Below are 22,857 nucleotides of genomic sequence, written 5' to 3'. Positions count from 1 at the left end.
TCGTCATGGGCATTTTCTCCATTGCCAACCAGCACATTCGTTTTGCGGTAAAGCTGGCGTGCGCCATTGTGCTGGCATTATTTATCGGCTTCCATTTTCAACTGGAGACGCCGCGTTGGGCGGTGCTGACCGCCGCGATCGTGGCGGCAGGCCCGGCATTTGCCGCCGGCGGAGAACCCTATTCCGGCGCTATCCGTTATCGCGGAATGTTGCGTATTATCGGGACGTTTATTGGCTGTATCGCCGCGCTTATCATTATTATCTCTATGATCCGCGCGCCGTTATTGATGATTCTGGTGTGCTGTGTCTGGGCCGGTTTTTGTACCTGGATCTCCTCTTTAGTACGGATCGAAAACTCTTATGCGTGGGGACTGTCAGGTTATACTGCGCTGATCATTGTGATTACCATTCAGACGGAGCCGCTGCTCACGCCGCAATTTGCGCTTGAGCGCTGTAGCGAAATCGTTATCGGCATTGGCTGCGCTATTTTAGCGGATCTGCTTTTCTCGCCGCGATCGATAAAGCAGGAGGTTGATCGCGAACTGGACAGTTTACTGGTAGCGCAATATCAGCTAATGCAGCTTTGTATTAAGCATGGCGACAGCGAAGAAGTCGACAACGCCTGGGGCGATCTGGTGCGACGCACGGCGGCGCTGGAGGGGATGCGAAGTAATCTGAATATGGAATCTTCGCGCTGGGTACGCGCTAACCGCCGCCTGAAAGCGTTGAATACGCTTTCGCTCACGCTGATTACGCAATCCTGTGAAACTTATCTTATTCAAAACACGCGGCCGGAACTGATTACCGATACATTCCGGGAACTGTTCGAGACGCCGGTTGAAACGGTACAGGACGTCCACAGACAGTTAAAACGGATGCGGCGTGTCATTGTCTGGACTGGCGAGCGCGAAACGCCCGTCACGCTTTATAGCTGGGTAGGCGCTGCGACGCGCTATCTATTGCTTAAACGCGGCGTGATCAGTAACACCAAAATCAGCGCGACGGAAGAAGAGATCCTGCAAGGCGAGCCCGTAGTTAAAGTGGAATCCGCTGAACGTCACCATGCGATGGTGAACTTCTGGCGCACCACGCTTTCCTGCATTCTGGGGACATTATTCTGGCTATGGACCGGCTGGACATCGGGTAATGGCGCGATGGTGATGATTGCCGTGGTGACCTCGCTGGCGATGCGTTTACCCAATCCGCGCATGGTCTGCATCGATTTTATTTATGGCACTCTGGCGGCGTTGCCGCTGGGATTGCTCTATTTCCTGGTGATTATTCCCAATACGCAGCAAAGTATGCTGTTGTTATGTTTGAGCCTGGCGGTATTGGGGTTCTTTATCGGCATTGAGGTCCAGAAACGGCGTCTGGGGTCGATGGGGGCGCTGGCCAGTACGATTAACATTATTGTGTTGGATAATCCGATGACGTTCCATTTCAGCCAGTTCCTCGACAGCGCGTTGGGGCAAATTGTCGGCTGTATGCTGGCGTTTATCGTCATCCTGCTGGTGCGTGATAAATCCAAAGATCGAACCGGTCGCGTGCTGCTTAATCAGTTTGTTTCCGCTGCGGTCTCGGCAATGACGACCAACGTGGTACGCCGTAAAGAAAACCGTCTGCCTGCGTTATATCAGCAACTCTTTTTGCTGATGAATAAATTTCCTGGCGATTTGCCGAAGTTCCGCCTGGCGCTAACGATGATCATTGCTCATCAACGTCTGCGCGACGCGCCGATACCGGTTAATGAAGATCTGTCAGTGTTCCACCGTCAGCTTCGTCGTACCGCAGACCATGTTATTTCCGCCGGAAGCGATGATAAACGGCGACGCTACTTTGGTCAGTTGCTGGATGAGCTGGATATCTATCAGGAGAAATTACGTATCTGGGAGGCGCCGCCGCAGGTGACGGAACCGGTTAAACGCCTGACGGGTATGTTACATAAATACCAGAACGCGCTTACCGATAGCTAACCCACAAGAACCGATGCCAAAAGCGTCGGTTTTTTTATGACTATACTTATTTGAGATACAAAAACAGCGCAAGAGTGCTCCGGGGCTAAAAGCGTTTCTGGAAGTGAAACCTCTGCATAATGATGCTTAGTAGTAAAACAGACAATTGTCTGTCGGGGATGGTGGCTGGCTATGAATGTCTATACTTTTGATTTTAATGATATTAAAAACCAAAGCGATTTTTATCGCGAGTTTACGCAGACGTTTGGTCTTGCCAGTGAGAAAGTAAGCGATCTTGATACATTATGGGATGCGGTAATGAGCGATATCTTACCCCTACCGCTAGAGATTGAGTTCGTTCACCTGCCTGATAAACTGCGCAGGCGCTACGGGGCGCTGATTTTACTCTTTGATGAAGCGGAAGAAGAGCTGGAGGGGCGGCTACGGTTTAATGTCCGGCATTGAAAAAGCATAAAAAAGCCCCCGGCAGGCGGGGGCAAGTCGTCGGGTTAGACGACGAGGGTTTACTTATACAACTCGGCGGTGGCGTGCCAGTTATCACCTTCTTTTAATTCGATGATGCGATAGCTATTAGCGCCTGCTTTTTCAGCTTTAGCGACGATCTCCTGGCGCATATCCATTGGCGTACTACCAATCTGCGAGACGGAAATGGTGCCCATCGGTTGCAGATTCTGCGCCTGTTCCGCGTTGACCTGATGTACTGCGGCATTTGCGCCGAAAGAGAGCAGAGTGGCCAGGCCGAGTGATGCGATAATGTATTTCGTTTTCATGATCTTTTATTCCTTTATAGGGTCAACCTCGCGGATTAATGGGCTTTTCTTATGCGATATCTCCGCGAAGCAAGGACACGTTATATGCGATGGCAGGTGAATTTTATTTGTACAGTTCGGCAGTGGCGTGCCAGTTGCTGCCGCTACGCGCTTCGGTAATGTGGTAGGCCGTAGCGCCTTGTTCATCCGCTTTTTTGCTCAGCATGGCGTTCATATCCATAGGCGATGAGCCGATAGCGCTGACTGAAACCGATCCGATTGCTTCACGGTTTTGCGCTTGCTCTGCGCTGATAGGTTCTGCGGCGAAAGCGCCAAAAGAGAGAACGGACAGAATACTTAATGTTGCAACAGTGGTTTTGATTTTCATGATTTTTACCTCGTCGAATTCCTTTACTGGGGACTTTGTTTCGTGACCCTCATCACAAAATTAAGTATACACTAATCACGCGATTAATTAATACCACGCTAATTGTTTCTGCTTTTTAAAAACATTAAAAATTTTATTTTTTATAACGTTATGGAATTAAAATTGCTGTTTTTCGCCGCTGTCGTTTAAAAAATAAAAGAAAATCAATTGCTTAATAAATTTGACATTTTGTGCGTTTTTTTGATTTATCATTCATGTGGTGAATGTTTAAGGGCATGATTTGCCAAATGATAGGCGTACAGGAAAGCGGCGAGGGGAGAGGACAAAAAGGTGCCTCCGCCGTACGACGACGGAGGAAGTGGGACTAAAGCTCTTGTTCAAAAAGTTCCAGAATGGCTTCGTACAGATCTCTTACGGAAAAGCCGCTGGCAGGCGTAGTGAAGATAGTATCGTCGCCGGCAATCGTGCCGAGAATACCTTCTGCTTTCCCCAGTGAATCCAGCAGGCGTGCAATGAGTTGTGCCGCGCCGGGGCTGGTATGAATCACCACGACAGCGTCGTTATAGTCGATATCCAGCACCAGATTTTTCAACGGACTGGATGTTGTTGGGACGCCCAGTTCAGCCGGAAGACAGTACACCATTTCCATTTTTGCGTTACGTGTACGCACTGCGCCGAATTTAGTCAACATGCGCGAGACCTTGGACTGATTGATATTTTCAAAGCCCTGATCCTGCAACGCGAGGACGATTTCGCCCTGTGAGCTGAATTTTTCTTCTTTGAGGAGCGCTTTAAACGCTCTTACTAGTTCTTCTTGTTTAGCCGAGCTTCGCATAAGTCACCCGTAATATGGCGGTAGAAACAACATTATTGTGCATACAGATGAATTTTTATGCAAACAGTCTGCCTTGTTTAAGGCTGAAATAATGTTATGAAAGAGCGGAATTTTATCAAATTTCGTTATCAAGAAACATGCCTGTGTCACGCCTCGCAAATAAGATTAAAAGTAAATTAATTGTTATCAAAATGATGTTGTTTTGAGAGGGTAGTAGGGTATATTGTCACCACCTGTAGAACGTTGCTCTCTGGTTGCAGCCGATCCGGATTACGCAAATTAAATGCATAAAAGCCAAAATTGCGCGACTCCGCATTCTTGATGAGTGAGGATTGTAATCATTGAATTTGTGAATTAAGGTCGCCGCCGCGGAGCAATAGACACTTAGCTAATCATATAATAAGGAGTTTAGGATGAAAGTCGCAGTCCTCGGCGCTGCTGGTGGTATCGGTCAGGCGCTGGCATTACTTTTAAAAAACCAACTGCCTTCAGGTTCAGAACTCTCCCTGTACGACATCGCTCCAGTGACTCCCGGTGTGGCCGTTGATTTGAGCCACATCCCCACCGCTGTAAAAATCAAAGGTTTCTCCGGTGAAGACGCAACCCCGGCGCTTGAAGGCGCTGACGTAGTACTGATTTCTGCGGGTGTGGCGCGTAAGCCGGGTATGGACCGTTCCGACCTGTTTAACGTTAACGCCGGCATCGTGAAAAACCTGGTGCAGCAGATCGCTAAAACCTGCCCGAAAGCGTGCGTGGGCATTATCACCAACCCGGTGAACACCACCGTTGCGATTGCGGCGGAAGTGCTGAAAAAAGCAGGCGTATACGACAAAAACAAACTGTTTGGCGTTACCACGCTGGATATCATCCGCTCTAATACCTTTGTTGCAGAGCTGAAAGGTAAGCTGCCAACGGAAGTTGAAGTGCCGGTGATTGGCGGGCACTCCGGCGTGACGATTCTGCCGCTGCTGTCGCAGATTCCAGGCGTAAGTTTTACCGAACAAGAAGCGGCCGAGCTGACTAAACGTATTCAGAACGCCGGTACTGAAGTCGTCGAGGCGAAAGCCGGCGGCGGATCGGCAACCCTCTCTATGGGCCAGGCTGCCGCGCGTTTCGGTCTTTCTCTGGTTCGCGCTCTGCAGGGCGAGAAGGGCGTGGTGGAATGCGCCTATGTGGAAGGCGACGGTCAGTATGCCCGTTTCTTCTCTCAGCCGCTGCTGCTGGGTAAAAACGGCGTAGAAGAGCGTAAATCCATCGGCACACTGAGCGCTTTCGAGCAACATTCGCTGGACGCTATGCTGGATACGCTGAAAAAAGATATTCAGTTGGGTGAAGATTTTATTAATAAATAAGCTGTTCCTGCCCGATGCCGGGGCTTTTGCTCCGGCTTCTTTGACTGTAAACAAGCCACGAAATCAAGCACTAAATCTGCTAAACTCCTCACGTCTTATCGGTTATTAACGAGAACGTCGTGAAAAAGATCCAAAGAACGCAAACCCGCGATCACATTACGCAAATGCTTCGCTATGAAATTCTTTCCGGCAATATAAAAGCGGGAGAAGAACTCGCGCAGGAAAGTATTGCGGAGCAGCTCGGTCTTTCACGAATGCCGGTTCGAGAAGCGCTACAGTCACTCGAACAGGAAGGTTTTTTAATCCGACTGCCCAACAGGCACATGCAGGTCGCGCATCTTGAGGCCGATCGCGTGAGTCATATTTTTCGCGTGATTGCCGCGATGGCCGCCGAAATGTTTTCGCTGATACCCAGCGAAGTAGGCGATGCCCTCCTGATACGTGCGCAAGCGCTGGCTGTCGCAGAAGACAAATCCTGCGAACTGGAGTGTCATGCGATGCTGATTTCTTATGTGAATAACCGCTATCTGGAAAAGGTGTATCAGCAGTTCCTGGACGGTTATGTCTCTTATGTTATTTTGCATCTGAAAAAAGATAATCAGGAGTCGGCGCAGCTTTTCGCTGAACTGGCTGACGTCATACGCCAGGGGCGGCGTGATGAGATTGGGCAAGTTATGCAGCGTTATTTCCTCTCTTTAGCAGAAATAATGCGTCAACATATGAAGGATTGGGAAAGTGCAGAAGCCTAAGTTAGGGAAGATTAAGCTTCTTTCAGCGAAAGAACAGGTCGCGGCAGTGCTGCGTAAAGCGATTCTTTCGAGGGAGTTAGTGGAAGGGCAGGAGATTACGTTAGAAGGCATTGCCGGAATGGTCGGCGTGTCCAGTATGCCAGTGCGCGAGGCGTTTCAGATTCTGGCGGCGGATGGGCTGATAAAAGTGCGCCCTAATAAAGGGGCGGTGGTGTTGGGCATCAATGAACAAACGATCCGTGAACACTATGAAATTCGCGCGCTGTTAGAAAGTGAGGCGGTGGCTAAAGCTTCTCGTCCTGGCTCCGATATCTCGCGGATAGCCCAGGTGCATTATGCCGCTGAAAAGGCTCTCGCGGAAAATAACTCGGCGGAATACTCCGACCTGAATCAGGCATTTCATATGGAAATATGGAATGTTGCTGGCAACGAAAAAATGAAAATGTTGCTCTGTAATATGTGGAACGGCCTGTCGATGGGCCATAAGGTCACCGAAGAAGAGTATGCCGTGATTTCCATTCAGGAACATAAAAGTATTCTGCAAGCTCTTGAACTTCATGATGAAACATTGGCACGCCAGCGCATGCGCGAACACATTATTCGCTCAATGGAGAATATGCTGACCCGCTATGTTGGTGACCCTTCTGCCTGATCTTTTCGCCTGCGTGAGCATCGCAGGCGCTTCAACCAATTCTTCAATTCTATTAATCACGTCCAGTAACGATCTAACCACGATCTTGATGTAGATCCCACTCCTGCATCTTTCCTGAGAAACGATTTGACTTAGTTTTTGTATGGGAATAATTTCTCCCTGCCAACATTGGATACAATATCATATATCATTGATTGGATAATTATAAATATGGAACCCATTACCCTTACCTTATGTTTATTGGTGTTCGCTATCGTCATGTTTGTATGGGAAAAAGTGCCACTGGCCGTCACTTCCATGATTGTCTGCGTGGCCTTAGTTATCACCGGCGTTCTGAATATCAAACAGGCCTTTGCTGGCTTTATCGACACTAACGTCATCCTCTTTGTCGCGATGTTTATCGTGGGCGGTGCGTTGTTCGAGACCGGTATGGCAAACAAAGTGGGCGGCGTCATCACGCGCTTCGCGAAAACAGAAAAACAGCTGATCTTCACCATTATGGTGGTGGTGGGTTTGATGTCTGGCGTCCTCTCTAACACCGGTACCGCTGCGGTTTTGATTCCGGTGGTGATCGGCGTGGCGGCAAAATCGGGCTTCTCGCGTTCTCGTCTACTGATGCCGCTGGTTTTTGCCGCTGCGTTGGGCGGTAACCTGTCGTTAATTGGCGCGCCGGGAAATCTTATCGCGCAGTCTGCGCTACAGAATATTGGCGGCGGCTTTGGCTTTTTTGAATACGCAAAAATCGGTCTCCCGATGCTCATCTGCGGCATTCTCTACTTCCTGACTATTGGCTATCGCTTTCTGCCGAATAATGCGACCGGCGGTGAGGTGGGGAGCGTCGGGGTGCAACGTGACTACAGCCATGTTCCACAGTGGAAACAACGGCTCTCACTCGTGGTGTTGATCGCAACGATCCTCGGCATGATCTTTGAGAAGAAGATCGGTGTCAGCCTGGCCGTGACCGGTTGTATTGGCGCTCTTGTGCTGGTAGTAAGCGGCGTACTCACGGAAAAACAGGCCTATAAAGCTATTGATTCACAGACTATTTTTATCTTTGGCGGCACCCTGGCGCTGGCAAAAGCGCTGGAAATGACCGGGGCAGGCAAGCTGGTTGCGGACTATGTAATCGGCATGCTGGGGCAAAACTCCTCACCGTTCATGTTGCTGATCGCCGTTTTCGCCTTATCCGTTGTGATGACCAACTTTATGTCCAATACCGCAACGACAGCGCTATTGGTGCCGGTGAGTTTGTCCATTGCCGCAGGCATGGGGGCCGACCCGCGTGCGGTTCTGATGGCGACGGTCATTGGCGGTTCCTGCGCCTACGCAACCCCTATCGGTATGCCTGCCAACATGATGGTGCTCTCCGCGGGTGGCTATAAATTTGTCGACTACGCTAAGGCCGGTATCCCCCTGATTATCGTTTCAACCATTGTCAGCTTGATCCTGCTGCCAATCCTTTTCCCTTTTCATCCGTAATTAACGGAAGCTGTTCTGACTAAGGAGCATTTATGAGCAAAAGTGAACAGATATCCCATATGACCGACGTTATGGCCAAGTTTGTGGGATATACCGGCAAAGTTTTGCCTGATGATGTCACTGCAAAACTGGAAGATTTGCATAAGAAAGAGACCAGTAAACTGGCCGACGTCATCTTTACTACCATGATTGAGAACCAGCGTCTGGCGAAAGAGCTGGATCGACCTTCCTGCCAGGACACCGGTGTCATTCAGTTTCTGGTGGAGTGCGGGACGAACTTTCCGCTGATTGGCGAGCTGGAAGCGTTGTTGCGTGAGGCGGTGATCAAAGCAACTGTAGATTCTCCGCTGCGCCACAACAGCGTAGAAACTTTTGATGAATACAACACCGGTAAAAACGTGGGTAAAGGTACGCCGACGGTCTTCTGGGAAATCGTTCCCAATTCCGATCAGTGCAGCATTTATACCTATATGGCGGGCGGTGGTTGTTCTCTGCCGGGGAAAGCGATGGTGCTGATGCCGGGTGCAGGCTATGAAGGTGTGACCCGCTTTGTACTGGATGTGATGACCAGCTACGGCCTCAACGCTTGTCCGCCGCTGCTGGTTGGCGTGGGCGTAGCGACCTCTGTTGAAACGGCGGCACTGCTATCGAAAAAAGCGCTGATGCGTCCGATCGGTTCGCATAACGAGAATGAGCGTGCAGCCTCGCTGGAAAAAATGCTGGAAGACGGCATTAACAAAATTGGCCTGGGGCCGCAGGGGATGTCCGGTAATACCTCCGTTATGGGCGTGAACATTGAAAACACCGCGCGTCATCCTTCTACCATCGGCGTGGCGGTAAACGTCGGCTGCTGGTCGCACCGTAAAGGGCATATCGTTTTCGATAAAGATTTGAATTACACCATTACGTCTCACAGCGGAGTGAATTTCTGATGACTAAAAAAATCCTGACTACGCCAATTAAAGATGAAGATTTAGCGGATATTAAGGCTGGCGATATTATTTATCTCAACGGTCATATTGTTACCTGCCGTGACGTAGCCCATCGCCGTTTAATTGAAGGTGGTCGCGAACTTCCGGTAGATGTTCGCGGCGGCGCTATTTTACACGCTGGCCCCATTGTCCGCCCAATTAAAGGCGAAGACGATAAGTTTGAAATGGTCTCCGTTGGCCCAACCACCAGCATGCGTATGGAGAAATTCGAAAAAGAGTTTATTGCGCAGACTGGCGTGAAATTAATTGTGGGTAAAGGCGGTATGGGTAAAGGTACCGAAGAGGGCTGTGCTGAACACAAAGCGCTGCACTGCGTATTCCCTGCCGGTTGTGCGGTTGTAGCCGCCGTGTGCGTGGAAGAAATTGAAGATGCCCAATGGCGCGATCTGGGGATGCCGGAAACGCTGTGGGTCTGTCGGGTTAAAGAGTTTGGCCCGCTGATTGTTTCTATTGATACCCATGGGAATAATCTGTTTGAACAGAACAAAATTATTTTTAATCAGCGTAAAGAGATCGTCGCTGATGAAATATGCCAGAACGTAAGTTTCATCAAATAAACCTGATTACGTAAATTGCACGATAATGGTGGTAATACGTTATGACGATAATAATAACCAAGGGCTCTGGCCGGGGCGGCTCAGGGAAATCCACCCTTATTATTTCATCGTCATAAATAGCCCCATTATCGTGCCTCCTGCCTGAAGGCTATTTTATGACTAATGCAGCTCTGCTATTAGGTGAAGGCTTCACCCTGATGTTCCTCGGCATGGGGTTCGTGCTGGCGTTTCTGTTCCTGCTGATTTTCGCCATCCGCGGCATGTCCGCCGCCGTCAACCGCTTCTTCCCTGAACCGGCTCCGGCGCCGAAGGCGGCACCTGCCGCCGCCGCGCCCGTCGTGGACGACTTCACCCGCTTAAAGCCGGTCATTGCCGCCGCTATCCACCACCATCACCGCCTTAATGCTTAATTCCCGGAGGGATCCATGACCATTGCCATTACCGATGTCGTCCTGCGTGACGCTCACCAGTCTCTGTTCGCCACCCGCCTGCGCCTTGATGACATGCTGCCGATTGCCGCCGCGCTCGATGACGTGGGCTACGGGTCGCTGGAGTGCTGGGGCGGCGCCACCTTTGACGCCTGTATCCGCTTTCTCGGCGAAGACCCGTGGCTGCGCCTGCGCGAACTCAAAAAAGCCATGCCCAAAACCCCGCTGCAGATGTTGCTGCGCGGCCAGAACCTGCTCGGCTACCGCCACTACGCCGATGACGTGGTGGAGCGCTTCGTCGAACGCGCGGTGAAAAACGGCATGGATGTGTTCCGCGTCTTCGATGCCATGAACGACCCGCGCAATATGAAAGCCGCATTACAGGCGGTGCGCAGCCACGGCGCGCACGCCCAGGGGACCCTGAGTTACACCACCAGCCCGGCGCACACCCTGCAGACCTGGCTGGATTTAACGGAGCAACTGCTGGAAACCGGCGTTGACTCGATTGCCATCAAGGATATGTCCGGCATTCTCACACCGATGGCGGCGTATGAGCTGGTCAGCGAAATCAAAAAACGTTTTGAGGTGCGCCTGCACCTGCACTGTCACGCCACCACCGGGATGGCGGAGATGGCCCTGCTGAAGGCTATCGAGGCGGGCGTCGACGGCGTGGACACGGCGATTTCCTCCATGAGCGCCACCTACGGCCACCCGGCCACCGAAGCGCTGGTGGCAACGCTTGCCGGCACGGAACACGACACCGGGCTGGATATCCTGAAGCTGGAAAATATCGCCGCGTACTTCCGCGAGGTGCGCAAAAAGTATCACGCCTTTGAAGGCCAGCTGAAGGGCTACGACAGCCGTATTCTGGTGGCCCAGGTACCGGGCGGAATGCTCACCAACCTCGAAAGCCAGCTGAAGCAGCAGAACGCGGCGGACAAACTCGACCAGGTGCTGGCGGAAATCCCCCGCGTGCGCGAGGACCTCGGCTTTATCCCGCTGGTGACCCCAACCTCGCAGATTGTCGGCACCCAGGCGGTGCTCAACGTCCTGACCGGCGAGCGCTACAAAACCATTGCCAAAGAAACGGCGGGCATTCTGAAAGGCGAATACGGCCACACCCCGGTGCCGGTGAACGCCGCGTTACAGGCCCGCGTGCTGGAAGGGGGCGCCCCGGTGACCTGCCGTCCGGCGGATTTACTCAAACCGGAGCTGGCTGAACTGGAAGCGGACGTCAGGCGCCAGGCGCAGGAGAAGGGGATTACTCTGGCGGGAAACGCCATCGACGACGTGCTCACCGTGGCGCTGTTCCCGCAAATCGGCCTCAAATTCCTTGAGAACCGCAATAACCCGGCGGCGTTTGAGCCACTGCCGCAGGCGGAAGCCGCGCAGCCGGTGGCAAAAGCAGAGAAGCCTGCCGCCTCCGGTATCTACACCGTGGAAGTGGAAGGCAAAGCCTTTGTGGTGAAGGTCAGCGACGGCGGCGATATCAGCCAGCTCACTGCGGCTGTTCCGGCGGCCTCTTCCGCACCGGTTCAGGCTGCCGCCCCGGCAGGCGCCGGCACCCCGGTCACCGCGCCGCTGGCGGGGAATATCTGGAAGGTGATTGCCACCGAGGGCCAGACGGTGGCCGAAGGCGACGTGCTGCTGATTCTGGAAGCCATGAAGATGGAAACCGAAATCCGCGCCGCGCAGGCCGGGACGGTACGCGGTATCGCGGTGAAGTCCGGGGACGCGGTCTCCGTCGGCGACACCCTGATGACGCTGGCGTAACGGAGAACTGAAATGGAAAGTCTGAACGCCCTGCTTCAGGGCATGGGGCTGATGCACCTTGGCGCAGGCCAGGCCATCATGCTGCTGGTCAGCCTGCTGCTGCTGTGGCTGGCGATTGCGAAGAAGTTCGAGCCGTTACTGCTGCTGCCGATAGGCTTCGGCGGGCTGCTGTCGAACATTCCGGAGGCCGGGCTGGCGCTGACCGCGCTGGAAAGCCTGCTGGCGCACCACGACGCCGGACAGCTGGCGGTGATTGCCGCGAAGCTCCACTGCGCGCCGGACGTGCATGCCATTAAGGAAGCATTAGCGCTGGCGCTGCCCTCCGTCCAGAACCAGATGGAAAATCTGGCGGTGGACATGGGCTACACGCCGGGGGTGCTGGCGCTGTTCTACAAAGTGGCGATTGGCTCCGGTGTCGCGCCGCTGGTCATCTTCATGGGCGTCGGCGCGATGACCGACTTCGGCCCGCTGCTGGCCAACCCGCGCACCCTGCTGCTCGGCGCGGCGGCGCAGTTCGGTATCTTCGCCACCGTGCTGGGGGCGCTGACGCTGAACTACTTCGGCCTTATCAGCTTCACCCTGCCGCAGGCGGCGGCCATCGGCATTATCGGCGGCGCGGACGGCCCGACGGCGATTTATCTGTCGGGCAAGCTGGCGCCGGAGCTGCTGGGGGCCATCGCGGTGGCGGCGTACTCGTATATGGCGCTGGTGCCGTTAATCCAGCCGCCGATTATGAAGGCGCTGACCAGCGAGACGGAGCGGAAAATCCGCATGGTGCAGCTGCGCACGGTGAGTAAGCGGGAAAAAATCCTCTTCCCGGTGGTGCTGCTCATGCTGGTGGCCCTGCTGCTGCCGGACGCGGCGCCGCTGCTGGGGATGTTCTGTTTTGGCAACCTGATGCGCGAAAGCGGCGTGGTGGAGCGTCTGAGCGACACGGTACAGAACGGGCTGATTAATATCGTCACCATCTTCCTCGGGCTGTCGGTGGGCGCGAAGCTGGTCGCGGACAAGTTCCTGCAGCCGCAGACGCTGGGCATTCTGCTGCTGGGTGTGATTGCGTTCGGGATTGGGACGGCGGCCGGGGTGCTGATGGCGAAGCTGCTGAACCTGTGCAGTAAGAACAAAATCAACCCGCTTATCGGTTCGGCGGGGGTGTCGGCGGTGCCGATGGCGGCACGCGTATCGAACAAAGTGGGCCTGGAATCAGACGCGCAGAACTTCCTGCTGATGCACGCGATGGGGCCGAACGTGGCCGGGGTGATTGGCTCGGCCATTGCGGCGGGCGTGATGCTCAAGTACGTGCTGGCGATGTAATCCAATCTAATCGGGAGCAGTGATTCTGTTCCCGCAAAATGAGGACACAGTAATGAGTGAAATGGTTGCGTTTCGGCAAGGTACATCCATGCCATCCAGAGAAACCATCTTGCATTATGTTGTTGAGACGGTGAATCAGATAACTGAGCTTGAGCCAGCGCTGCATTTACTGCCGTGGTCTGGCGTCAACTCAGCAATATATGAGCAACGTTTTGCACAGTGTTACGACGAGGGGCTTTGTGCCGCACAGACGTCGGCACCGAATGTTCCGCAGGGGATTCTGCCATCAACCGATTGGGCTCAGGGTATCGGGTTACTCTGTTTTGCCGCAGGGTATATGAGCGCAGGCGAGCGGCCATTAACACACAATCAGTTATGCGATTTCGTCAAACAGGCGGCTGTTGGTTTATCGCCGATTGAGGGGGAGGCGGCGAGCGGTTTCTCGACGGTACGTAGTATTGCATTACCCGTATTCAGGCGATTGCAACGCGATGGTCACGCGTCTCGGGTCCTGCTGTTACAAACGTTGCTGCATCTGGTCGCCTGGAAAAGCGCATCGCAGTATGCGCGTCAACAGGCGCAACGACTGCTCTGGATGGGCGGCATTTTGGGGGAAGGGGGGGAGCATAGCCTGCTTGTACTGGATAAGGCGCTGCGTGAAGAAGCCGTCGGGGAGAAAAGTCTCCCCGCTCTGCTGATCTTCACGAGTTTCCTGGCGCATTTTCCGGCAGGGCCAGTCTTTATTGACTAGTCGTCGAACGACGCGGGCAAAAGCCGCGTCGTTTTAGTTCGACGCCGGGTATTCCTGCACCGTCACCTGGAACGTGAGCTGCTTATCATCCCGCATTACCACGACCGGAATGACGGAGCCCGGGCGGATTTCCGCCACCTGATCCATCGTCTCCAGCGCGGACACGGCGGGTTTATTATTGACCGAAATAATCAAATCATTAACCTGAATACCGGCAAGCGCGGCGGGGCCGTTTGGCGTCACTTCATTAACGACAATGCCCTGAATCGGGTCCATGCCGCTACCCTGCTGCGCGTGCAGCGGCGCGATTTCTCGTCCGCCAATACCGATATAGCCGCGAATCACGCGACCGTCGCGGATAAGCTTATCCATAATTTTCGTGGCTAGCTGGAAGGGAATCGCAAAACCAAGGCCTTCCGGCGTTTCGCCATCGTTACTCTTATCAAAAGAGAGGGTGTTGATCCCCATCAGTTCGCCTAACGAGTTGACCAGCGCGCCGCCGGAATTACCGTGGTTAATCGAGGCGTCGGTCTGGAGAAAATTCTGTCGCCCCGTCGGGTTCAGGCCGATACGACCCGTTGCGCTGATGATCCCCTGGGTGATGGTCTGTCCCAGATTATATGGGTTGCCGATAGCCAGTACGACGTCGCCAATATGCGGTGTACGCTTTGTATTAATCGGGATGGTAGGCAGCCCGCCAGTGGCGTTGATCTTCAGCACCGCCAGATCGGTAAGCGAATCGGAGCCAACCAGTAGCGCTTCAAAGACGCGGCCATCCTGTAGCGCGACGATAATCTGATCGGCATCGTTAATCACGTGTTTGTTGGTAATAATATAACCGCGTTGATCCATGATCACGCCGGAACCCAGCGTGCGGATCTCCAGTTGATTATGCGCGGTACTGTTCATACTGCGGTTATAGACATTGACGACGGCAGGCGCGGCGCGGCGAACCGCAAAATTATAACTGGCTGGCGTCTCATCGGTACTGTCGAATTGCGGGACGGCGATAGGATTAATTTTGCGCAAAGAAGGCATCACGGCCAACAGAATAGCGCCGACAATTAAACCTATTGCGACCGAACGTAAGAGCTTCACAAACATGATGGAGGCGTCGTTAAAAAAGGGAACGGCAGCAGCATACCATGAGTTAACCGGACATCACATCGCAGGCTGATGCCCGGTTTAAGACAGGATTAGCGCAGCAATAGATAAATGTTCTCGTTGCCGCGTACTACCTGAAGAGCAATGATGGACGGTTTTGCCGCCATCACTTTGCGCATTTCGGCGATAGAACTGATGCGATCGCGATTAACGCCGATGATAACATCATCTTTTTGCAAACCGGCCTGCGCGGCAGGACTGCTTTTTTCGACGCTATCAACCTTAACGCCTTTCGTCCCGTCTTTCAGTTGGCCGTCGCTCAACGTTGCGCCTTGCAACGCCGGGGCGATCATTTCGGCGCTGGCGGAAGAAGAGGTATTGGAATCCAGCGTGACTTCCACCTCCAGCGGCTTACCATCGCGCAGCAGGCCCAGCTTCACTTTCGTGCCCGGTTCGGTGGTGGCGATACGTGAACGCAGTTCGGCAAAGCTATTCAGCTGCTTACCGTTAAGACTGATAATCACGTCTCCGGATTTCACCCCGGCCTTCGCCGAACCTGAATTGGGTAAAACCTCGCTGACAAAAGCGCCACGCTGAACGTTCAGTTTGAATGCCTTGGCGATATCAGCGGTCATTTCAGTGCCTTTAATTCCCAGCAATCCGCGTTTGATTTCGCCGAACTGAATCAACTGCTGCGCCAGCGTCTGCGCCATATTGGAAGGAATAGCAAAGCCAATGCCGATGCTCCCGCCCCCTGGCGCGAGGATCGCGGTATTAATCCCGATCAGCTCGCCGTTCAGGTTAAGCAGCGCGCCGCCGGAGTTGCCGCGGTTAATAGAGGCATCGGTTTGAATAAAGTTCTCAAGCCCTTCCAGATTAAGCCCGCTGCGTCCCAGCGCTGAAATAATCCCGGAGGTGGCGGTTTGTCCAAGACCAAACGGATTACCGACCGCCACGGCGAAATCGCCGACGCGGAGTTTGTCGGAATCGGCGATGGCAATTTGCGTTAACTTGCTGGGATTCTGAATTTGTAACAGAGCGATATCGCTCTGGTCGTCGCCGCCGATCTGCTTCGCGTCGAATTCGCGTCCGTCATTCAGTTGAATGCTGATCTTCTGTGCCTGATTAATCACATGATTATTGGTTAATACATAGCCTTTCGCGGCATCGATAATCACCCCCGAACCGAGTCCTTCAAACGGCTGGGACGGCTGGTCTGGCAGATCCTCGCCAAAGAATTTTTTAAACTCCTCCGGCACTTTTTGGCTCTGGGCGGCGGTTCCCTCGACTTTTACGCTGACGACAGCAGGCAGCACTTTCTCCAGCATAGGGGCAAGGCTTGGCAGCGTCGCCTGGCCTGGCACCTGGCCTGGTATCGATGCAAGGGCTGGAAACGGCGCCGAAAGAGTTAACCCGACACTTAACGCTAATGCACTTAACAGCTGGGTGTGTTTTTTCATGGATGCTGCTCTCGTACCTTGAATGAACGGATAGACAATTCAAAACAGATTGATGTTATTGAATTTTCAGCCTGGTAACAATGATAATAGCTGGGACAGGAAAGATAGAGAGAGGGCGCAAGCGATGCGCCCGATAAATTTCTTAACGGCGTGCGATTAATCGCGCTTTGCGCCGCTACGTAACAGGCCAGACGCGCCTTCAGAATAATCACGTGGCATTTGTACTGGCGCCTGATCGTTGCTCGCCTCAGACTCCGCCAGACGGTTACGGAACGGATTCGACTCCGCAGACATTTCCGGCAGCAGGCTGCTGGAGCTTTTCGCCATATGCTGATACAGCTGGCGGTAATCATGCGCCATGGTATCCAGCAGTTCCGCGCTGCGGGCAAAGTGGCTAACCAGCTCTTCACGGTACTCTTCCAGCTCAGCTTTGTTTTTTTCCAGTTCGTACTGCAATGCCTGCTGTTGACGTAACTTACGATTACCAAAACGCATGGCCACGGCACCAATGATGATACCGACGACTAATCCAATTAGCGCATATTCCCAGGTCATGAACATCTCCCGTTGTCTTATGTTTCCGTAGGGTGTTGGCTCCAGGCTCCATGCCCGCGCCTGATTATGCCACTATAACCGCTAATTCCGTAGAAGTGGAATCCCGACAGCATATCGCGTAGTGTAGAACGGCCTTTTTTTCGTCAGCCGTGAACGACGGCACATCGATTTTCAAGGAATAACAATAACATTATGCAAAGCCTTTCCCCTACATCGCGTTATCTCCAGGCACTCAACGAAGGCACCCATCAGCCTGACGACGTACAGAAAGAGGCGGTCGACCGTCTGGAAACCCTTTATCAGGCGCTCACCGCGAAAAAATCGTCGGCTACGCCACCCGGCGGTCTGATAGCGCGACTGGGGAAATTATTAGGCAAAAACGAACCGGACGCGCAAATACCGGTTCGCGGGCTGTATATGTGGGGGGGCGTGGGTCGCGGCAAAACCTGGCTCATGGATCTCTTCTACCACAGCCTGCCGGGCGAGCGAAAACTACGCCTGCATTTTCATCGGTTTATGCTGCGCGTGCATGAAGAGCTTACCGCGTTACAGGGACAGATCGATCCGTTAGACATTATTGCCGATCGGTTTAAAACCGAGACGGACGTACTGTGTTTCGATGAGTTTTTCGTCACCGATATTACCGACGCCATGCTGCTGGGCGGTTTAATGAAAGCGCTGTTTGCACGCGGCATTACGCTGGTCGCGACCTCCAATATTCCGCCGGATGAACTCTACCGCAACGGTTTGCAACGCGCCCGCTTCCTGCCGGCTATCGATGCCATTAAACAGCACTGCGACATTATGAATGTGGACGCCGGCGTCGATTACCGGCTGCGGACGCTGACGCAGGCCCATTTATGGCTAACGCCGCTTAATGATGAAACCCGGCGGCAAATGGATAAACTGTGGCTGGCGTTAGCGGGGGCCGCGCGCGAGCACGCTCCGACGCTGGAAATCAATCATCGCTCTTTATCCACCCTGGGCGTTGAAAACCAAACGCTAGCGGTCTCTTTCGCTACGCTGTGCGTCGAGGCCCGCAGCCAGCATGATTACATTGCGCTCTCAAGGTTATTTCACACGGTTCTGCTGTTTGACGTGCCGGTCATGACGCCGCTGATGGAGAACGAAGCGCGCCGCTTTATTGCGCTGGTGGATGAGTTTTACGAGCGCCACGTTAAGCTGGTGGTCAGCGCTGCCGCGCCGTTATATGAAATTTATCAGGGGGAGCGGCTCAAGTTTGAATTTCAGCGCTGTCTGTCGCGCCTGCAAGAGATGCAGAGTGCGGAGTATCTCAAGCGGGAGCATATGCCGTAAGCCGGACAAGCGCAGCGCTCCGGCATTATGCGGTATTATATCTGTGCAACCTCCCCGACCGGAGGGTGAACCAGGCCTGAACAAAACCCGCGGCAAATCGCAAAAAGGGGTCGATCTTTGACCTGGACTTCTCTATAATCCTGCGACCCCACGTTACAAGAGAGTTTTTTCCCAAACTTTCTCTGTGCCGGCCAAACATATCCGAGGGGGTAGGTTTACCGGACTTTGTCGTGTGAACCTCAACTATTTAAAACGTTTGGGTGTTCACCAACGTGTAACTTATTTATTTGGGTAAGCTTTTAATGAAAACTTTTACAGCTAAACCAGAAACCGTAAAACGCGACTGGTATGTTGTTGACGCGACCGGTAAAACTCTGGGCCGTCTGGCTACTGAACTGGCTCGTCGCCTGCGCGGTAAGCACAAAGCGGAATACACTCCGCACGTAGATACCGGTGATTACATCATCGTTCTGAACGCTGACAAAGTTGCTGTAACCGGCAACAAGCGTACTGACAAAGTGTACTATCACCACACCGGCCACATCGGTGGTATCAAACAAGCGACCTTTGAAGAGATGATTGCCCGCCGTCCTGAGCGTGTGATTGAAATCGCGGTTAAAGGCATGCTGCCAAAAGGCCCGCTGGGTCGTGCTATGTTCCGTAAACTGAAAGTTTACGCGGGCAACGAGCACAACCACGCGGCACAGCAACCGCAAGTTCTTGACATCTAATCGGGATTATAGGCAATGGCTGAAAATCAATACTACGGCACTGGTCGCCGCAAAAGTTCCGCAGCTCGCGTGTTCATCAAACCGGGCAACGGTAAAATCGTTATCAACCAACGTTCTCTGGAACAGTACTTCGGTCGTGAAACTGCCCGCATGGTAGTTCGTCAGCCGCTGGAACTGGTCGACATGGTTGAGAAACTGGATCTGTACATCACTGTTAAAGGTGGTGGTATCTCTGGTCAGGCTGGTGCGATCCGTCACGGTATCACCCGCGCTCTGATGGAGTACGACGAGTCCCTGCGTGGCGAACTGCGTAAAGCTGGCTTCGTTACTCGTGACGCTCGTCAGGTTGAACGTAAGAAAGTCGGCCTGCGTAAAGCACGTCGTCGTCCGCAGTTCTCCAAACGTTAATGGGGTTCTGCTTCGGCAGACAACTGTTAGCGAAAAAACCCGCTTCGGCGGGTTTTTTTATGGCTAAAGTCCGAATCCAGTCTCTTTTCCTCCCTATCTTTAGCATTATTCTCATCTTATTCATTTTTCATGCACGCTCAGAGAAAAGGAAGTCACAGTGGGATTTTTTAACTCATTGTTTACTAAGAAAGAGTCGTTAATGCTGTCGAATAAATGGGAATTCTTTATAACAACGGTGGATGACCATGTTACGGGTATACGTGTGGATATCGGCGCCATTCAGGATGAAAAATTTGATCGCCTTATCCATACCGGGTTCTTACGTGTTCATTACACCAACTGTTATGAAAATGGTTTACCGCAGCCCGATGAAACACAGAGTTTAAATCGTATAGAGGACTGGCTTGATGAAAAGGGGAAGACGTTTCCGATCTGGCTGGTGGGTGTGGTTACCCAACAAGGCTGGCGCGATTTTGTGTTCATGTCGGAAGAGGATCTTAACTGGGAAAAGACGCTGGATAAATTGCTCGCTGGTGGCCCGGAAATCTCTTTTAGTTATAGAGAGAGTCACAATGATAAAGGAAACTTTTACCGCCAGTTCTTGTATCCAACCCGATACGACTGGAACTGGATACACGATTCCCGTGTGTGCCGGGGATTACAGGAACAAGGTGATGATCTGACGCTTCCGCGCGCTATTGATTATTATGCGACATTGCCTACAGAGGTCGCAGCGCGCGACCTGGCGCAAGATATTGCTGCATTACCGTATGGCATAACGCTGGTCAGTATTCGAATGAATGACCCGCAACAGGGGTTTATGGCGTCTTTTATCAGCACCGATGCTCCGCAACAATGGCATATGACAGAAATCACTTGCCAGCTTACCGATCTGGCTGAAAAACATGGCGGCAGTTTTGATGGCTGGGGCGCACCGGTAGTACAGGCATAACAGGCGAAAGACAATATCTCAGGTGGGGCGAGCATTTCAGACCAGGAATATCTCTTTTTCCTCATTTCCAGAATCGACTCACCACAAAGGTCACAAAATCTGGTAAACTATCATCCAATTTTCTGCCCAAATAGCGGGGAATGTTCATTTTTTGTCTCGTTTCTGAGCAATGATGGCTTTTTTCGCCCTGGGTGACATAACATCTGGCTGGTCACATTGTGGCTGGTAGCAGTAAAAATTCTGAATATACCTGGAGGTTTTCATGGCTGTCGCTGCCAACAAACGTTCGGTAATGACGCTGTTTTCTGGTCCTACTGACATCTATAGCCATCAGGTCCGCATTGTGTTGGCTGAAAAGGGTGTTAGTTTTGAGATCGAACATGTGGAAAAGGACAATCCACCTCAGGATCTGATTGACCTCAACCCGAATCAAAGCGTTCCGACACTGGTGGATCGTGAGCTGACCCTGTGGGAATCTCGCATCATTATGGAATATCTGGATGAGCGTTTCCCTCATCCGCCGCTGATGCCGGTTTATCCGGTCGCGCGCGGTGAAAGCCGTCTGTACATGCACCGTATTGAAAAAGACTGGTATACGCTGATGAACGTCATCGTAAACGGGTCTGCTTCCGAGGCCGACTCTGCACGTAAACAACTGCGTGAAGAGCTGCTGGCGATTGCGCCAGTATTTGGTCAGAAACCGTATTTCCTGAGCGACGAATTCAGCCTGGTTGATTGCTACCTGGCGCCTCTCCTGTGGCGTTTACCGCAGTTGGGTATTGAATTCAGCGGCGCAGGGGCGAAAGAGCTGAAAGGCTATATGACCCGCGTCTTTGAACGTGATTCTTTCCTGGCTTCTTTAACCGAAGCTGAACGTGAAATGCGCCTCGGTCGGGGTTAACCTGTATGGATTTGTCACAGTTGACGCCGCGTCGTCCTTATCTGTTGCGTGCTTTCTACGAGTGGTTGCTGGATAACCAGTTGACCCCGCATCTGGTGGTGGATGTGATGCTGCCTGGCGTGCATGTCCCTATGGAATATGCGCGCGATGGGCAAATCGTCCTCAATATTGCGCCGCGAGCGGTAGGTAATCTGGAGCTGTCTAATGATGAAGTGCGTTTTAATGCGCGCTTCGGCGGCGTTCCCCGTCAGGTTTCTGTGCCTTTGGCTGCGGTGCTGGCGATTTACGCCCGTGAAAATGGCGCAGGCACCATGTTTGAGCCTGAAGCCGCCTATGATGAAGACGTTGTCAGCTTAAATGATGATGACAATACCGCAGGCGCGGAAAGCGAGACCGTGATGTCCGTCATTGATGGTGATAAGCCCGACCACGATGACGACAGTAGTCCTGATGACGAGCCGCCTCCGCCGCGTGGCGGACGTCCGGCGCTGCGTGTAGTAAAATAATCAACAGGCCCTGAAGGGCCTGTTTTGTTTGGTCTCCTCTCGGGTTCACCCTGCTTTTAAAGCTGTGTTACGATAAGCTTGCTATTATTTGCCACCGACCACTCATGAATGGACGTTATGAACGCATTTGATTCGCAAGCAGAAGATTCTCCGACATCCCTCGGGCGTAGTTTGCGCCGCCGCCCGCTGGCGCGTAAAAAACTGTCTGAAATGGTTGAGGAAGAGCTGGAGCAGATGATCCGCCGTCATGAGTTTGGCGAGGGAGAACAGCTACCGTCTGAACGTGAATTAATGGCCTTCTTCAATGTGGGACGTCCCTCCGTGCGTGAAGCGTTAGCTGCGCTGAAGCGTAAAGGTCTGGTGCAAATCAATAACGGCGAACGCGCCCGCGTCTCGCGCCCCTCCGCTGATACCATCATCAGTGAACTGTCGGGTATGGCGAAAGATTTTCTTACTCATCCTGGCGGCATCGCTCACTTTGAACAGCTACGGCTTTTCTTTGAATCCAGCCTGGTACGCTATGCGGCGGAACATGCTACCGACGAGCAGATCGCGTTGTTAACGAAAGCGCTGGAAATTAATAGCCAGTCGCTGGATGACAACGCGCTGTTTATTCGTTCAGATGTCGAGTTTCACCGGGTGCTGGCTGAAATTCCCGGCAATCCGATCTTTATGGCTATTCATGTTGCTCTGCTGGACTGGCTAATCGCCGCTCGCCCAAGCGTTCCCGATCGTGAGCTGCATGAACATAATAACGTGAGTTATCAACAACATATTGTGATTGTTGATGCCATTCGCCAGCGAGATCCCGATAAAGCGGATCGCGCTCTGCAAACCCACCTCAATAGCGTTTCCGCTACCTGGCACGCGCTCGGTAAAAAAAGTCAAAAAATGCGGTAGCGATCGCACCTCCGATCCCGGTTTAGTGAAG

25 protein-coding genes and 29 other annotated features are annotated in these 22,857 nt (G+C 52.8%); of the genes, 19 read left to right on the top strand and 6 right to left on the bottom strand.

The genetic code is table 11. The features are described 5' to 3' along the window. Positions 1-5: 5 nt before the first annotated feature. A complete protein-coding gene (gene yhcP / locus STM3364; protein ID NP_462274.1) occupies positions 6-1,973 on the top strand; it encodes a putative inner membrane protein in 1,968 nt (655 codons plus the stop codon). Between the two features lie 158 nt (positions 1,974-2,131). Continuing rightward, positions 2,132-2,137: a ribosome-binding site (putative RBS for yhcO; RegulonDB:STMS1H003376), on the top strand. Continuing rightward, positions 2,132-2,417 (top strand): putative cytoplasmic protein gene (yhcO, locus tag STM3363; protein NP_462273.1). Within the gene, positions 2,145-2,417 belong to an annotated coding region; the region does not span the whole gene. It overlaps the preceding feature by 6 nt. Before the next feature lie 59 nt (positions 2,418-2,476). On the opposite strand, the gene STM3362 is transcribed toward yhcO, so the two are convergent. The 3 genes from STM3362 to argR form a co-directional block, all read right to left on the bottom strand. Next, positions 2,477-2,750 (bottom strand): putative periplasmic protein gene (locus STM3362; RefSeq protein ID NP_462272.1). Within the gene, positions 2,477-2,743 belong to an annotated coding region; the region does not span the whole gene. Beyond that, positions 2,745-2,750, bottom strand: a ribosome-binding site (putative RBS for STM3362; RegulonDB:STMS1H003375). (Overlaps the previous gene by 6 nt.) Positions 2,751-2,846: 96 nt before the next feature. Continuing rightward, positions 2,847-3,122, bottom strand: a protein-coding gene (gene yhcN / locus STM3361) for a putative outer membrane protein (protein NP_462271.1). Within the gene, positions 2,847-3,110 belong to an annotated coding region; the region does not span the whole gene. Then, positions 3,117-3,122: a ribosome-binding site (putative RBS for yhcN; RegulonDB:STMS1H003374), on the bottom strand. It overlaps the preceding gene by 6 nt. Positions 3,123-3,474: 352 nt before the next feature. Continuing rightward, positions 3,475-4,086, bottom strand: a protein-coding gene (gene argR / locus STM3360; RefSeq protein NP_462270.1) for a repressor of arg regulon. Within the gene, positions 3,475-3,945 belong to an annotated coding region; the region does not span the whole gene. Further along, positions 3,951-3,956 (bottom strand) — a ribosome-binding site (putative RBS for argR; RegulonDB:STMS1H003373). It overlaps the preceding gene by 6 nt. Then, positions 3,971-3,989, bottom strand: a protein binding site (putative binding site for ArgR, RegulonDB: STMS1H000030). Next, positions 3,991-4,009, bottom strand: a protein binding site (putative binding site for ArgR, RegulonDB: STMS1H000026). Then, positions 4,054-4,062 (bottom strand) — a -10 signal (putative -10_signal for argR; RegulonDB:STMLTH004588). Further along, positions 4,078-4,086: a -35 signal (putative -35_signal for argR; RegulonDB:STMLTH004588), on the bottom strand. 158 nt (positions 4,087-4,244) lie before the next feature. After that, positions 4,245-4,265 (top strand) — a protein binding site (putative binding site for CRP, RegulonDB: STMS1H000040). Further along, positions 4,253-4,261 (top strand) — a -35 signal (putative -35_signal for mdh; RegulonDB:STMLTH004587). Its footprint overlaps the feature before it by 9 nt. On the opposite strand from argR, the gene mdh reads away from it, so the two are divergent. The 10 genes from mdh (at position 4,253) to STM3350 (ending at position 13,992) form a co-directional block, all read left to right on the top strand. Further along, the gene (mdh, locus tag STM3359) for a malate dehydrogenase (RefSeq protein ID NP_462269.1) occupies positions 4,253-5,297 on the top strand. Within the gene, positions 4,359-5,297 belong to an annotated coding region; the region does not span the whole gene. Its footprint overlaps the feature before it by 9 nt. Then, positions 4,272-4,280: a -10 signal (putative -10_signal for mdh; RegulonDB:STMLTH004587), on the top strand. (Overlaps the previous gene by 9 nt.) Beyond that, positions 4,297-4,359 (top strand) — a protein binding site (putative binding site for ArcA, RegulonDB: STMS1H000015). Continuing rightward, positions 4,347-4,352: a ribosome-binding site (putative RBS for mdh; RegulonDB:STMS1H003372), on the top strand. Its footprint overlaps the feature before it by 6 nt. 115 nt (positions 5,298-5,412) lie before the next feature. Continuing rightward, positions 5,413-5,418: a ribosome-binding site (putative RBS for STM3358; RegulonDB:STMS1H003371), on the top strand. After that, positions 5,413-6,046 (top strand): putative gntR family regulatory protein gene (locus tag STM3358; RefSeq protein NP_462268.1). Within the gene, positions 5,417-6,046 belong to an annotated coding region; the region does not span the whole gene. (Overlaps the previous feature by 6 nt.) Continuing rightward, positions 6,027-6,032 (top strand) — a ribosome-binding site (putative RBS for STM3357; RegulonDB:STMS1H003370). Its footprint overlaps the gene before it by 6 nt. Further along, the gene (locus STM3357; RefSeq protein ID NP_462267.1) for a putative gntR family regulatory protein occupies positions 6,027-6,698 on the top strand. Within the gene, positions 6,033-6,698 belong to an annotated coding region; the region does not span the whole gene. Before STM3358 ends, STM3357 begins: the two co-directional genes overlap by 20 nt. A 206-nt stretch (positions 6,699-6,904) precedes the next feature. Further along, positions 6,905-6,910: a ribosome-binding site (putative RBS for STM3356; RegulonDB:STMS1H003369), on the top strand. Continuing rightward, the gene (locus STM3356; RefSeq protein NP_462266.1) for a putative cation transporter occupies positions 6,905-8,177 on the top strand. Within the gene, positions 6,909-8,177 belong to an annotated coding region; the region does not span the whole gene. Its footprint overlaps the feature before it by 6 nt. A gap of 21 nt (positions 8,178-8,198) precedes the next feature. Further along, positions 8,199-8,204, top strand: a ribosome-binding site (putative RBS for STM3355; RegulonDB:STMS1H003368). Continuing rightward, positions 8,199-9,109, top strand: a protein-coding gene (locus STM3355; protein NP_462265.1) for a putative tartrate dehydratase alpha subunit. Within the gene, positions 8,210-9,109 belong to an annotated coding region; the region does not span the whole gene. It overlaps the preceding feature by 6 nt. Further along, positions 9,093-9,098: a ribosome-binding site (putative RBS for STM3354; RegulonDB:STMS1H003367), on the top strand. (Overlaps the previous gene by 6 nt.) Further along, positions 9,093-9,726 (top strand): putative tartrate dehydratase beta subunit gene (locus STM3354; protein ID NP_462264.1). Within the gene, positions 9,109-9,726 belong to an annotated coding region; the region does not span the whole gene. Before STM3355 ends, STM3354 begins: the two co-directional genes overlap by 17 nt. A 150-nt stretch (positions 9,727-9,876) precedes the next feature. Next, positions 9,877-9,882, top strand: a ribosome-binding site (putative RBS for oadG; RegulonDB:STMS1H003366). Beyond that, the gene (gene oadG / locus STM3353) for an oxaloacetate decarboxylase gamma chain (RefSeq protein ID NP_462263.1) occupies positions 9,877-10,136 on the top strand. Within the gene, positions 9,882-10,136 belong to an annotated coding region; the region does not span the whole gene. Its footprint overlaps the feature before it by 6 nt. Positions 10,137-10,144: 8 nt before the next feature. Next, positions 10,145-10,150, top strand: a ribosome-binding site (putative RBS for oadA; RegulonDB:STMS1H003365). Further along, the gene (gene oadA, locus STM3352) for an oxaloacetate decarboxylase alpha chain (RefSeq protein ID NP_462262.1) occupies positions 10,145-11,927 on the top strand. Within the gene, positions 10,152-11,927 belong to an annotated coding region; the region does not span the whole gene. It overlaps the preceding feature by 6 nt. A gap of 6 nt (positions 11,928-11,933) precedes the next feature. Continuing rightward, positions 11,934-11,939, top strand: a ribosome-binding site (putative RBS for oadB; RegulonDB:STMS1H003364). Further along, positions 11,934-13,241, top strand: a protein-coding gene (gene oadB, locus STM3351; RefSeq protein NP_462261.1) for an oxaloacetate decarboxylase beta chain. Within the gene, positions 11,940-13,241 belong to an annotated coding region; the region does not span the whole gene. Its footprint overlaps the feature before it by 6 nt. 19 nt (positions 13,242-13,260) lie before the next feature. After that, a complete protein-coding gene (locus STM3350; protein ID NP_462260.1) occupies positions 13,261-13,992 on the top strand; it encodes a putative inner membrane protein in 732 nt (243 codons plus the stop codon). Positions 13,993-14,025: 33 nt separating this feature from the next. Here the strand turns inward: STM3350 and degS are convergent, their stop codons facing one another. From degS to yhcB, 3 genes are all read right to left on the bottom strand, one after another. Beyond that, positions 14,026-15,096, bottom strand: coding sequence for a periplasmic serine endoprotease (gene degS / locus STM3349; protein ID NP_462259.1), 1,071 nt, complete (start codon positions 15,094-15,096; stop codon positions 14,026-14,028). A gap of 92 nt (positions 15,097-15,188) precedes the next feature. Further along, positions 15,189-16,576 (bottom strand): serine endoprotease gene (gene degQ, locus STM3348; protein NP_462258.1). Within the gene, positions 15,189-16,556 belong to an annotated coding region; the region does not span the whole gene. Then, positions 16,571-16,576: a ribosome-binding site (putative RBS for degQ; RegulonDB:STMS1H003363), on the bottom strand. (Overlaps the previous gene by 6 nt.) A gap of 136 nt (positions 16,577-16,712) precedes the next feature. Continuing rightward, positions 16,713-17,124 (bottom strand): putative periplasmic protein gene (gene yhcB / locus STM3347; protein ID NP_462257.1). Within the gene, positions 16,713-17,117 belong to an annotated coding region; the region does not span the whole gene. After that, positions 17,119-17,124: a ribosome-binding site (putative RBS for yhcB; RegulonDB:STMS1H003362), on the bottom strand. It overlaps the preceding gene by 6 nt. A gap of 160 nt (positions 17,125-17,284) precedes the next feature. Beyond that, positions 17,285-17,290, top strand: a ribosome-binding site (putative RBS for yhcM; RegulonDB:STMS1H003361). Between yhcB and yhcM the strand changes: the two genes are divergently transcribed. From yhcM to yhcK, 7 genes are all read left to right on the top strand, one after another. Continuing rightward, the gene (gene yhcM / locus STM3346; RefSeq protein NP_462256.1) for a putative ATPase occupies positions 17,285-18,428 on the top strand. Within the gene, positions 17,304-18,428 belong to an annotated coding region; the region does not span the whole gene. Its footprint overlaps the feature before it by 6 nt. A 287-nt stretch (positions 18,429-18,715) precedes the next feature. Beyond that, positions 18,716-18,721, top strand: a ribosome-binding site (putative RBS for rplM; RegulonDB:STMS1H003360). Next, positions 18,716-19,159, top strand: a protein-coding gene (gene rplM / locus STM3345) for a 50S ribosomal subunit protein L13 (RefSeq protein ID NP_462255.1). Within the gene, positions 18,731-19,159 belong to an annotated coding region; the region does not span the whole gene. It overlaps the preceding feature by 6 nt. A 9-nt stretch (positions 19,160-19,168) precedes the next feature. After that, positions 19,169-19,174, top strand: a ribosome-binding site (putative RBS for rpsI; RegulonDB:STMS1H003359). Next, positions 19,169-19,567, top strand: a protein-coding gene (gene rpsI, locus STM3344; protein NP_462254.1) for a 30S ribosomal subunit protein S9. Within the gene, positions 19,175-19,567 belong to an annotated coding region; the region does not span the whole gene. It overlaps the preceding feature by 6 nt. A 195-nt stretch (positions 19,568-19,762) precedes the next feature. Next, positions 19,763-19,768: a ribosome-binding site (putative RBS for STM3343; RegulonDB:STMS1H003358), on the top strand. Continuing rightward, the gene (locus STM3343) for a putative cytoplasmic protein (protein NP_462253.1) occupies positions 19,763-20,519 on the top strand. Within the gene, positions 19,767-20,519 belong to an annotated coding region; the region does not span the whole gene. (Overlaps the previous feature by 6 nt.) Before the next feature lie 250 nt (positions 20,520-20,769). Beyond that, positions 20,770-20,775: a ribosome-binding site (putative RBS for sspA; RegulonDB:STMS1H003357), on the top strand. Continuing rightward, positions 20,770-21,420 (top strand): stringent starvation protein A gene (sspA, locus tag STM3342; protein NP_462252.1). Within the gene, positions 20,782-21,420 belong to an annotated coding region; the region does not span the whole gene. Its footprint overlaps the feature before it by 6 nt. Next, positions 21,411-21,416, top strand: a ribosome-binding site (putative RBS for sspB; RegulonDB:STMS1H003356). It overlaps the preceding gene by 6 nt. Continuing rightward, positions 21,411-21,926 (top strand): stringent starvation protein B gene (gene sspB, locus STM3341; protein NP_462251.1). Within the gene, positions 21,426-21,926 belong to an annotated coding region; the region does not span the whole gene. Before sspA ends, sspB begins: the two co-directional genes overlap by 10 nt. A 108-nt stretch (positions 21,927-22,034) precedes the next feature. After that, complete coding sequence (yhcK, locus tag STM3340; RefSeq protein ID NP_462250.1) at positions 22,035-22,826, top strand: putative gntR family regulatory protein; 792 nt, start codon at positions 22,035-22,037, stop codon at positions 22,824-22,826. Positions 22,827-22,857 lie beyond the last annotated feature (31 nt).

It is taken from the genome of Salmonella enterica subsp. enterica serovar Typhimurium str. LT2, assembly GCF_000006945.2.
Lineage (GTDB): Bacteria > Pseudomonadota > Gammaproteobacteria > Enterobacterales > Enterobacteriaceae > Salmonella > Salmonella enterica.
The sequence above is the reverse complement of the archived record's forward strand: the minus strand, read 5'-3'. Positions and strand labels throughout refer to the sequence as shown.

Bases quoted from the DNA above. Each gene is read 5' to 3' on its own strand.
- degQ (NP_462258.1), bottom strand. From the start codon at position 16,556: ATGAAAAAACACACCCAGCTGTTAAGTGCATTAGCGTTAAGTGTCGGG.
- yhcP (NP_462274.1), top strand. From the start codon at position 6: ATGGGCATTTTCTCCATTGCCAACCAGCACATTCGTTTTGCGGTAAAG.
- oadG (NP_462263.1), top strand. From the start codon at position 9,882: ATGACTAATGCAGCTCTGCTATTAGGTGAAGGCTTCACCCTGATGTTC.
- rplM (NP_462255.1), top strand. From the start codon at position 18,731: ATGAAAACTTTTACAGCTAAACCAGAAACCGTAAAACGCGACTGGTAT.
- argR (NP_462270.1), bottom strand. From the start codon at position 3,945: ATGCGAAGCTCGGCTAAACAAGAAGAACTAGTAAGAGCGTTTAAAGCG.
- STM3362 (NP_462272.1), bottom strand. From the start codon at position 2,743: ATGAAAACGAAATACATTATCGCATCACTCGGCCTGGCCACTCTGCTC.
- mdh (NP_462269.1), top strand. From the start codon at position 4,359: ATGAAAGTCGCAGTCCTCGGCGCTGCTGGTGGTATCGGTCAGGCGCTG.
- rpsI (NP_462254.1), top strand. From the start codon at position 19,175: ATGGCTGAAAATCAATACTACGGCACTGGTCGCCGCAAAAGTTCCGCA.
- yhcN (NP_462271.1), bottom strand. From the start codon at position 3,110: ATGAAAATCAAAACCACTGTTGCAACATTAAGTATTCTGTCCGTTCTC.
- sspA (NP_462252.1), top strand. From the start codon at position 20,782: ATGGCTGTCGCTGCCAACAAACGTTCGGTAATGACGCTGTTTTCTGGT.
- yhcK (NP_462250.1), top strand. From the start codon at position 22,035: ATGGACGTTATGAACGCATTTGATTCGCAAGCAGAAGATTCTCCGACA.
- degS (NP_462259.1), bottom strand. From the start codon at position 15,096: ATGTTTGTGAAGCTCTTACGTTCGGTCGCAATAGGTTTAATTGTCGGC.
- STM3356 (NP_462266.1), top strand. From the start codon at position 6,909: ATGGAACCCATTACCCTTACCTTATGTTTATTGGTGTTCGCTATCGTC.
- yhcB (NP_462257.1), bottom strand. From the start codon at position 17,117: ATGTTCATGACCTGGGAATATGCGCTAATTGGATTAGTCGTCGGTATC.
- STM3355 (NP_462265.1), top strand. From the start codon at position 8,210: ATGAGCAAAAGTGAACAGATATCCCATATGACCGACGTTATGGCCAAG.
- STM3354 (NP_462264.1), top strand. From the start codon at position 9,109: ATGACTAAAAAAATCCTGACTACGCCAATTAAAGATGAAGATTTAGCG.
- STM3343 (NP_462253.1), top strand. From the start codon at position 19,767: ATGCTGTCGAATAAATGGGAATTCTTTATAACAACGGTGGATGACCAT.
- yhcO (NP_462273.1), top strand. From the start codon at position 2,145: ATGAATGTCTATACTTTTGATTTTAATGATATTAAAAACCAAAGCGAT.
- yhcM (NP_462256.1), top strand. From the start codon at position 17,304: ATGCAAAGCCTTTCCCCTACATCGCGTTATCTCCAGGCACTCAACGAA.
- oadA (NP_462262.1), top strand. From the start codon at position 10,152: ATGACCATTGCCATTACCGATGTCGTCCTGCGTGACGCTCACCAGTCT.
- oadB (NP_462261.1), top strand. From the start codon at position 11,940: ATGGAAAGTCTGAACGCCCTGCTTCAGGGCATGGGGCTGATGCACCTT.
- sspB (NP_462251.1), top strand. From the start codon at position 21,426: ATGGATTTGTCACAGTTGACGCCGCGTCGTCCTTATCTGTTGCGTGCT.